Annotated in this window: 6 protein-coding genes and 3 pseudogenes; 3 read left to right on the plus strand and 6 right to left on the minus strand. The window is 48.7% G+C overall.

Translation table 11 applies throughout. The annotated features are described in order from the left end of the window. Positions 1-27 precede the first annotated feature (27 nt). Positions 28-231: a protein DsrB gene (gene dsrB / locus CS369_RS12800; protein ID WP_196907395.1), complete on the minus strand. Its 204-nt coding sequence runs from the start codon at positions 229-231 to the stop codon at positions 28-30. 23 nt (positions 232-254) lie between these two features. Beyond that, positions 255-659, minus strand: coding sequence for a helix-turn-helix domain-containing protein (locus CS369_RS12805; protein WP_196907396.1), 405 nt, complete (start codon positions 657-659; stop codon positions 255-257). Between the two features lie 155 nt (positions 660-814). Between CS369_RS12805 and CS369_RS12810 the strand changes: the two genes are divergently transcribed. From CS369_RS12810 to CS369_RS12820, 3 genes and pseudogenes are all read left to right on the plus strand, one after another. Then, positions 815-1,369 (plus strand): flavodoxin family protein, encoded by a 555-nt coding sequence (locus CS369_RS12810; protein WP_196907397.1) that lies wholly within the window; start codon positions 815-817, stop codon positions 1,367-1,369. Positions 1,370-1,500: 131 nt separating this feature from the next. Next, positions 1,501-1,710: a hypothetical protein gene (locus tag CS369_RS12815; protein WP_196907398.1), complete on the plus strand. Its 210-nt coding sequence runs from the start codon at positions 1,501-1,503 to the stop codon at positions 1,708-1,710. A gap of 247 nt (positions 1,711-1,957) precedes the next feature. Beyond that, positions 1,958-2,804: pseudogene (locus tag CS369_RS12820) on the plus strand (DNA/RNA non-specific endonuclease). A 45-nt stretch (positions 2,805-2,849) separates the two neighbouring features. Here CS369_RS12820 and CS369_RS12825 read toward each other — a convergent pair. From CS369_RS12825 to CS369_RS12840, 4 genes and pseudogenes are all read right to left on the minus strand, one after another. Beyond that, complete coding sequence (locus tag CS369_RS12825; protein WP_196907399.1) at positions 2,850-4,013, minus strand: fimbrial protein; 1,164 nt, start codon at positions 4,011-4,013, stop codon at positions 2,850-2,852. Positions 4,014-4,124: 111 nt separating this feature from the next. Further along, positions 4,125-6,371: a fimbria/pilus outer membrane usher protein gene (locus tag CS369_RS12830; protein ID WP_244664981.1), complete on the minus strand. Its 2,247-nt coding sequence runs from the start codon at positions 6,369-6,371 to the stop codon at positions 4,125-4,127. A 72-nt stretch (positions 6,372-6,443) separates the two neighbouring features. Next, positions 6,444-7,112 (minus strand): annotated as a pseudogene (locus CS369_RS12835) (fimbria/pilus periplasmic chaperone). A gap of 87 nt (positions 7,113-7,199) precedes the next feature. Then, a pseudogene (locus tag CS369_RS12840) lies at positions 7,200-7,727 on the minus strand (fimbrial protein); the annotation flags it as partial. Positions 7,728-8,011 lie beyond the last annotated feature (284 nt).

An 8,011-nucleotide genomic window follows, 5' to 3' on the forward strand; every position in this document is an offset into this window, starting at 1 on the left:
GGCAGGTCTGCTTGCAGACCTGCTCCACTACCGGTGCGCGCTTTCCTGTTTCAGTTCCACAAAAATGCCTTCCGGATTTTCTTCTTCATTAAAAAACCAGATTCCCGCTGGATAGTCCGGTATGGCAACAAGGTACATCGTCCCTTCCAGAAACGGTTCGACCGCTAACACCACGCCTTCCCGTCGCTCTGCGCCGTCGGTTTTTACTGTAACAATATCATTCACTTTCACGGCGTATGCCCTCAACGTCGTCTTTAGCTGCTGGTCACAGCGTGTAAACGGTCATAGTGTTCCTGTGCCAACCGCACTGATTCAATGTTGGATTCTGCCCAGTGTGCCAAACTTTCGAACGTTTCCACCAACGTCAGTCCAACGGGCGTCAGTGAATACTCTACGGTAACCGGAACCGTGGCAAACACACGACGAGCGACCAAGCCATCTCGCTCCAGCTTTTTCAGCGTTTGCGACAATACTTTCTGGGTGATGCCTTCGATATCCCGCCGTAATTGATTAAAACGCGTCTCACCTGACTTCAAACGCCCAATAATCAGTATGGTCCATTTGTCTGCCAGCCGTTCCAAAAACTGGCGCGCCGGGCAGTGCGATGAATATACGCTGTAACCGGGTGCGGTATCGCCCTGAATGGGGTGTATTTGCATAATATCCTCCAGGAAACCTGGTATCGTTCAGGTGCCTTCTTATCAACACAGTATACCATATATACTATTTTTCCATCGAAAACTGATGCTTTCTTCAATCGCTTACAAAACCATCGCATCCGTCCCTGTTGTTACTGATGAAAGGAAAAGTGAACATGAGTAAGACTGTTGTTGTTTATTTCTCAGGATATGGCCACACCCAACGCGTCGCGGAGTATGTTGCACAAGGTGCTGATGCAACGCGTATCGCCGTGGATGAAAACGGTGACATTACCGCTGATGATTGGGAAACGCTGAATACAGCAGATGCCATCATTTTTGGTGCTCCCACCTATATGGGTTCGGTGCCCTGGCAGTTTAAAAAATTCGCGGATGCTTCTTCTAAAGCCTGGTTTACTCGTGCCTGGCAGGATAAGGTTTTTGGCGGTTTTACCAACAGCGCCAGCCTGAACGGTGACAAGCAGGTTAGCCTGATTTGGATGCAAACCCTGGCTTCTCAACATGGTGGCCTGTGGGTGAGCCTGCGCTTACTGCCCGCTAACACCAAAACAGCGACACGCGACGATGTTAACAACCTTGGTGGCTCCGTGGGTCTTCTGGTGCAATACCCTTCCGATGGCCCGGCAGATGATATTCCTTCCGGTGATTTGGAGACCGCGAAGCAGTATGGAGCACGTGTTGCCGCTGTAGCATCACGCCTGCGCGGATAATCTCTCCCGTTAATCTTCGGTTATCAAGTCAGCGACACGCTGGCTTTTTTATTTAACATGCCCATCTCTTCGTCATCATAGTGTCATCATTGATACACATAATGGTGGCTCGGCCATCTGGAGATGAAAAAATGATAACCATTCATGCCAAAAGTACGAGTGAAGCTGAAAAGTTGCTCGCTTCCGGCACCACCAGCAAAGTGCTTCTTGATTATTCCGTGACTACTGACGATTTTTTCAAAATCGCTGATGCATGGTGTGCGCAAGGTGCAAAGATCAGCAAGAAAGCAGGGATGTTTGTTATTTCGTTGAAAGGGTTTCGCATCCCTCCCAATGATTAGTCAACTAGCGAACTAAACGCGTACCTCAATTTCGAAGTACCCCTTTCGGTGACGACATTATGAATGCGTCGCCGCAAAAAACTATTTCCGTCTGGAACAGTCCTCTCAATATCATCATTTGTTTTTATTGTATTGGTTGATATTAAACTGCCGTTAAAAAAACTCATGTCACCTCATTTTTATGCGAAGCGTTTATTGGGTCGCGTTTATCCCTCTATGCCGATATTGTCAGCACTTGGATGAAGCCATGAAATATACCTTTTTTCGACTACTCCCAGTCATTTTTCTCGCGGCCTGTACCACAACAAAACAGCCTGAGCCGGTAGCAACAAACACATTTTCCCCGATGAGCGAATCGGAAGATGAACCAGAGATTGATAACTGTGCGGTGGGATGTCCTGTGGGGGGAAGCCAACAAACCGTGATACGCGAAGCCTATACATTAAACAATAATCGCAATACCCGGTTCGCCAATTGGGTAGCCTATAAAATCACACATAACACTATTGCCAATGGCGGTACCAGAAATTGGAGGCTCGACCCCGTGCTACCAGACTCGGACACGCTTGCCCCAGCCGCCTACACCGGTGCAAATGCTGCACTGTCTATCTATCGCGGACATCAGGCTCCGCTCGCGGGGCTTACTGGCTCATCCGATTGGCAATCACTCAACTATTTGTCGAATATCACGCCACAGAGGTCAGCATTAAACCAAGGTCCTTGGGCCCGTTTGGAATTGCAAGAACGCTTGCTGGCAAGCCGCCCAGATTCGCCCCCCGTTTACGTGGTTACTGGCCCTTTATTTACGCGCAAGATAGCAACGCTGCCAGCAGCCCCTGACGTCGAGATCCCAAGCGGTTACTGGAAGGTTATCTTCGCTGGAAACCGTCCGGAAACAGGCGAGTTTGCTGCGTTTATTATGGATCAGGATACCCCCCCGATCCGCCAATATTTGTCACTATCAGGTCACGATTAATGAGATAGAAGCCAAAACCAAACCGCATCTGAATATCTGGCCTTCTTTGCCGGAGGACGTAGCCACTAAGCTCAAATCCCGCAAAGGGACGTTAGCGAAAGCAATGGGATGTTTATAGTCATCGCATTGCATTTCTGCTGGGTATGCATCCGAACAGCATCGACTAGTAATAATTAATGGTAAACACCACTTTACCATCGGCTCTCCCAGCAGTCGCAACAGTATCCGTTTGGATATAGAGTGCGGATAACGGAACCCGGATCGTCGGACTGCCATCTTTCGGTAACGTCATGGCTTGCTCTGACGAGAAATTAAACAGCGTTGGTGTTTGATTATTCAACCCCCAACCGATCTGAATGCCGACTCCTGAAGCCGCACCGAGCAGCGATGAGTCGATATCCATGATCCCATTGGCAGCATCTTTCACAGCCGTTGTTGGCGTCAATCGCACACCAATGCTGTTATTGATGGATGTTGTTGCAGCCGCACTCCCGGTATTGAAATTCATGAATGTGGTGGTGTTCGTTTGATTATAAAAACTATGAAATGTCGGGCAGTTTTGCAGAGAAATCGATGCATCAATCCACGGCGTCGTGGAATTGATACTTCTGAAATGTTCTCGGATATCATAGGCTCCCATCACTACATTAACGTCCGGCGTGGTACAGGTTTGCGCCGTTACCGTCAAATTTCCGGTAAAGGTGACGCGGTTTAATTGGAGTGGCAATCCCTGAATCGGCTCTCCGGCCGGGGAACTCACCATGTTATCACTCGCCATAGGAAAACTGGACGCGGCGATAGCGTAACTCCCTGGCGTAAGTGGGCCGATCTTAATTAACGATATATACCGCGTTGCGGAGCCAAAAAGGGCGATACCAACCGTGTCGTCAAATGTAAGATCGTTACTACGATAGCCAAAGGCACCAAGCGTTGCGGCTGCACTGTTATTTTGGCGTGAGATTGCAACGCCAATGCCAGGGATATTGGTCTGATACACGGCACCCGCAAAAGGCCCCGAGTTTAGCCCACTCAGAGTGAGTGGTGCCTGTTCAATCCCTACCGCCCAGTTGTAAAGAAACCCTGCGACAGAAGATTCACAAAAGACACTGACTGTCGGCGCATTTGTCCAGCGCCCCTGATAGATAATGGTCCCTATCGGTATATCTGCACCTGCTGAAATAATGGGTGGGCTGAGTGGCACCGTAAGCAAAACTGAGTTTGAACCGGTATCGAATCGACAGGATGCTGCCGCCCAACTATTATTGCTGGCAGCCGCCAGCAGGACGCTTCCGAGCAGCAGAACAAGAGCATTAATTGCATATTTCATAACATCTTATCTCCGCTTTGCGGCATTGACCGAAAAGCACACATTCTGAGTAGCAACGGTTAACCATCCGGCAACTCGCCACTGTCTATTTTCGGTCAACCGGGTTACTGCTTATGCAGAAGCCACCGCTGATTTACACACGGAATTGAATTGCTGAATCTGCCGTTGTTCTTTTCCTTTCGCCATTGGCATCAGCAAGTAGCCAACCGTACACGACATATCCGGGTCTTCTCCCCATTTCACACGCAGTTGTCCTTTGTCTTGTGACACACGCGCATATAACTGACCGCCCTGCCCGACGGCACCAACGTTGTTGCCTTGGCTATCAAAAATATCGGCACCAAAAGGCACGGGCTCTCCCTGATAGGTGGCATTAACCAAAATGGGAGTACCGCTCTTGGCGTTGTATTTCACCTTAACCACCGCACCGGAATGCGGTGCCACTTTCATACTGGTACTATCTAGCTCCAGCTCCAGCTCCAGCTCCAGATTCGCTGAGGCGCCTTTGGGATCGATGTTGATCTCATTCATCTGGTAGGGGCTCAAATACAGCAATACGGCATAGCCACGTGAATCAATGCTTACGCCCGGATACGATGACACGCTGGCACCCTCTGCGCCTTTGGCTTCCACCAATGCAAAGGTATCCGACGCGTACGGCGTGAAGGTCACGCCACCCGCATGGCCAATAACCGTACCGTTCATCCCGGCAGACACACAGTGATATCCCTTACCTGTGCTGTAGGCGCCACTCAACGCCGTTGCCGCGTTACGGTAGTTACCGCTCACTGAACCACTGGATCCCCTATTCTGGTTGGCGTGCATCGCCGTCACCGCATAACTAAGCGGATTATCGGTTCCCACAGCGCCAGACACGCTTGCCTGCTGACCATAACGGCCACTGCTGTCGTGAGACAGATCCATACGCAAATAGGGCGTATGAGAATCATCGTTTCGGCCCAGCGGCATGCTGAAGCTCAACAGATAGTTCGTCTGCTCAGACCCCACACTGGAGAAGCTGCGATTAACGCTAACGCCGTAAGAAAGATTTTTATAACGATTGTTATAGCCCATCTGGTACTGCTTTTCGCTGCTCGTTTCATTCCAGTAATTTTGCAATACTGCGGAATAATTTTCACTGGCTTGCACACCGCCATACCCCGTAATCGCGTTAGTTAAACCGCGTTGATACGTCGCCTGATAGAGCGATGGCTTATCGCGCAGATTATCGCTGCGCACTTCTCCCCCGGTGATCGCATAGCGTGATGATCCTGGGCGTAGCAGCTGAGCCACCGACGCATAAGGCACACTGAAATTTTGCTCGGTGCGATCGGACTCACGTACCGTGACATTCAGATCGCCACCGTAACCCGTTGGATAGAGGTCATTGATCAGAAACTCGCCGGGACTGACGGTGGTTTCATACAAAACCTGCCCACCCTGTCGCACCGTGACTCGCGCATTGGTGCGAGCGATACCACGAATCTCTGGTGCATAGCTTCGCTGGGACTCCGGTAACATCCGCTCATCGGTCATCAACTGCGCGCCGGTAAAGGGCAGCGTATCGAACAGTTGCCCAACCGTGTTTGATTGCCCCACCAGCATCCGCGCCTTCAGTGTCGGAATGTCGCGCTGGAGGTAAGTATTGATGCTGCTGTATTTACTGGGCGCGTTATCCATATGGGTATAAGCGCCGTTGTGCCGTAAATACCAAGGTCCAACGTTGAGGCAGGCATTCAACCCGGCAAATAACGAATTAAAGGTCTTACCCTGCGATTCACTGGTGTAACCATTGACGTTATAGCCCATGAGTAATGCAGCAATGCCATCGTCCCATAATGCCGGGCTCACCGTACCGCGTGCGGTATTCTGCATGTATATCTGTGGAATAACGATGTCCAGCCGTTGTTCGTTGCTGTCATAATTAATCTGCGCGTCAGGAAGCTGTTGCGACAAATCGACACATTGATCGCCCAGAGTCTGTGAACTGAAAAAATCCGATGGCAATTTATAATAATTAAACGCAATACTTTTAATCAGATCGATTGAAAGACACGGATATACCGTTTTATCCGTATGTGCTTTAAATTCGACATCCACATTGTTGACCCACTGATCATTAATATAGACTGCCGTTTTATAAACCCCCGGCAACACTGAAGCACCAGCAGCGAAGCGGCTAAGATCGAGCAAAGCAGCATTATCAACATTCAGGAAAGAAGCATCAAACTCCAAATTATTAGCGTTTTCCAAAAGAATGCTTTCAGCATCAACATCACCCATAAATAGCGCAGACATAATAGTCGCATTCAATAACAGCGACTTATTGTTGAGTTCGGCTTGCAAATATTTTGACATAATAATTCCTGTCAACACCCTTTTCCTGAATGATGATGGGTATAAATTAAAAAACTTATTACGTAGAAAGTATTATTTCACAACAAACTCAAAGGTATGCACGGCACCATAATCATTAACAAAACTACCGCTGATCTTGTTTCCGGCACTGGCAGATAATTCCAACATCATGGCACTGCGCGGTGCGACCATCGCATAATCAAGTTTTTTGCCATTTACGGCGATATTGACCAAAGAGACATAATACGGCGTCGGATTGGTTGCCTGAAGGCGATTACCCTGAGCATTCCAGGTAATGGCTTTTGCCGCCTCATTAGCATTACCTTCCAGCCCCACAGGACGATAAAACAGCTTGATTCGCGAACGAAAAGCCATCTGCAAACGGTTCTATTCGCTTTTTGCCTGAGATTTAACCGGCACTTCTAATACGTTCAGCCAAAAAACCGATTCTCTGTCCGATGGCAATGTATCACCGGTATAGGTGATACGCAGCGTTTGCCCTTTACCCGACTCCACGCGATTCATCGGTGGTGTCAATACAAACGGCACTTTAATGGCGGAAGGTTTGGCATCAACATCGCTGTTATCGATCCAGCTTTGCAGCAATACCGGCGACGGGCCTCCATTATTGATTTTAACACTCACTTCATTGGCATCAGCGGGATATATAACCCGGGTACCGCTAATAACGACGCTGGCCTGTCCTGTCATGCTGAACAAAGCCGTTGCAAGTAAGCACATTCGCTGAAGATTGAAAGAGGGAAATTTCATACGATACTCCTGAAGGAAAATTGGGAGGGAATTCCCCCTCCCGCGAACAATTACTGATACTGAATAGACAACGTTGCTAACAACCGTACCGGCAGTGGTTGCACCTTCTGCAAAGTAACGCACGATATATGGCAGGTTGGCGCTGCCCGAGGAGATATTGACATAGGTATTGCCGTTAACCTGGCTCTGGTTACCCGCTTCGATGACCGCGCGAGAGGGGCTGTAACCATCAAGCAATTGCAGGCTGACGTTGGTCGCAGTCCCGGTGTTATTCAAACGCCTAGTCACAGAATCTACCGTAGCCCCGGCTTCAAAGAATGCAGATGCGGTTTCCAATGTGCCCGCACAGTTATTCAGCGCCATGGTAAAGCCCGTATCCCCCGCCGTTTGGCCAGTGGTAGACAACAGGTTCGTTCCAATAGTCGGCAGCACCACGGTGGCATCCGCAGCCTGGCCATCAACCACTACATCACAGGTATTTGAATTCAGTTGTCCATTAAAAGTGATAGTGCCGGTTGATGCCGCCTGTACCGGGCCAGCTGACATCATTGCAATAGAAATGGAGGAGAAAACGATCTTTTTCATTTACATATACCTTACTGGTTATAATTCATAATTACTGATGTTCAAATATCGACTGAATATTCATATGGCGATGAATTAAACATCTTTATTCAAAAGAGCAGACGTTCACCATAAACACGAAAAACGTTTATTTAGTCACCTGAATGTTTTCAATAGACTTCCAGAAAAATAAAAAAGTAAAAAATCACACCGACATTGACTAAATAACTTTGCATATCACCGCTCCACTTTAGCCAGCCCATGTTGATTACCGGGAAACGGTGAAGCGGCATTCATAAACAGTT

This window comes from Candidatus Symbiopectobacterium sp. 'North America' (assembly GCF_015762685.1).
GTDB lineage: Bacteria > Pseudomonadota > Gammaproteobacteria > Enterobacterales > Enterobacteriaceae > Symbiopectobacterium.

Excerpts from the sequence above, each read along its gene's own strand:
- CS369_RS12805 (WP_196907396.1), bottom strand. The coding sequence starts at position 659 with ATGCAAATACACCCCATTCAGGGCGATACCGCACCCGGTTACAGCGTA.
- CS369_RS12810 (WP_196907397.1), top strand. The coding sequence starts at position 815 with ATGAGTAAGACTGTTGTTGTTTATTTCTCAGGATATGGCCACACCCAA.
- CS369_RS12815 (WP_196907398.1), top strand. The coding sequence starts at position 1,501 with ATGATAACCATTCATGCCAAAAGTACGAGTGAAGCTGAAAAGTTGCTC.
- CS369_RS12825 (WP_196907399.1), bottom strand. The coding sequence starts at position 4,013 with ATGAAATATGCAATTAATGCTCTTGTTCTGCTGCTCGGAAGCGTCCTG.
- CS369_RS12830 (WP_244664981.1), bottom strand. The coding sequence starts at position 6,371 with ATGTCAAAATATTTGCAAGCCGAACTCAACAATAAGTCGCTGTTATTG.